Genomic DNA, 1344 nt, shown 5'->3' on the forward strand with positions numbered 1-1344 from the left:
ACGGATTCGACCTCGGTCCGTACCTTCTCCGCGTGTTCCGGGTGTTCGGCGAGGACCTGGCCGCGCGGCCCGCGCCCGTCCTCCGGCGCCGGCACATAGGGCGGGTTCGCCAGGATCAGGTCGTAGGAACGGCCCTTGACCGGCGCGAAGAGGTTGCCGCGCCGGATGCGCACCGGCAGCCGGCTCAGCCAGGCGTTCAGCCGGGCCGTCCACACCGCCTGCCGGGACACGTCCACCGCGGTCACCTCGGCGCCCTGCCGGGCCGCCGCCAGCGCCAGGGCCCCGCTCCCGGTACCCACGTCCAGTACGCGGGCCCCCGGCGGCGGGGCCTCCTCGCGCAGGGCCTCCGCCAGCATCTCCGTGTCGTCCTGGGGGGCGTACACGCCCGGAAGCAGCAAAAGGTTCACGTACTCCGAATGCCCTTCGTTTCAGGATGTATGGGAAATCCGCCGCTCGGTCTCCCGCTGTCCCGTCGTCCCCAGGGGCATCCGCAGGCACGAGCGGCCCGCCCGCCAGTCGGTCAGCAGCCGCCGGGCCAGCCGGTCCTCCAGGTACTCGGTCGCGTCGATCCCGAAGGCCACGTCCGGCGCCAGCTCCGGCTCCTCGGTGAGCAGCCCGCCGATCACCTCGTGCCGGACCACCTGCTCGTGCACCGCGTCGGCCTCCACGTGCTCGTCGTAGAAGAACTCGGCGGCCGGGCCGGCCCCGGTGCGGCGCATCGCCTCGGCGAGCCGGCGGGAGGCGGGCGAGGAGGTGATCTCCACCTCGGCGAAATGGCCCACCAGCGCGCCGCGCAGCTCCCGGTGCAGGCCGAACAGGGACATCATGTTGACCAGGGCCAGCATCTCGGCCGGGGCCGCGTCCAGGTGGCGGCCGTAGGCGGTGTCCAGCCCCAGGTCCGTCATCAGGTCGGCGAACAGGCGCGCGTGCACCCGGTCGGCCCGGCCGCCGCCGAACTCGTCGTACTCCACCGCGGCCATCGCCGCCTTCGCCCGGCCCCACAGCCGCGGCAGTACCCAGGCGTGCGGGTCGGCCTCCTTCAGGTGGTACAGCGAGCGCAGTGCCGCGTATTCGCGCAGCTGCCACAGCTCGCCCTCCTTGTGCAGGAAACCGGCGACCCCGGTCCCCTCGGCCGGCTCCACCAGCAGGGCGCCGAGCGCGTCGTCCAGACTGTCGTGGACCGGGGTGTCGGCGCGCAGCGCGCCCAGGAAACGTTCCTCCAGCGCGGCCCGCACCCGCAGCAGGCCCGGGTCCCACTCGCGCTCCGCGGGCACCCCGGCGAAACCGCGGTAGTGCAGCTCGTAGCAGACGTACAGGGCGAGCTGGAGGTCGTCTCCGTACGGG

General features: G+C 73.6%; 2 protein-coding genes. Both read right to left on the reverse strand.

The annotated features are described in order from the left end of the window. A partial coding sequence (locus tag H5J33_RS35440; RefSeq protein ID WP_258565626.1) for a methyltransferase occupies positions 1 to 356 on the reverse strand: 356 nt, incomplete at its 3' end. A gap of 72 nt (positions 357 to 428) precedes the next feature. Further along, a partial coding sequence (locus H5J33_RS35445) for an iron-containing redox enzyme family protein (RefSeq protein WP_181798745.1) occupies positions 429 to 1344 on the reverse strand: 916 nt, incomplete at its 5' end.

It is taken from the genome of Streptomyces sp. WELS2, from assembly GCF_013870595.1.
GTDB lineage: Bacteria > Actinomycetota > Actinomycetes > Streptomycetales > Streptomycetaceae > Streptomyces.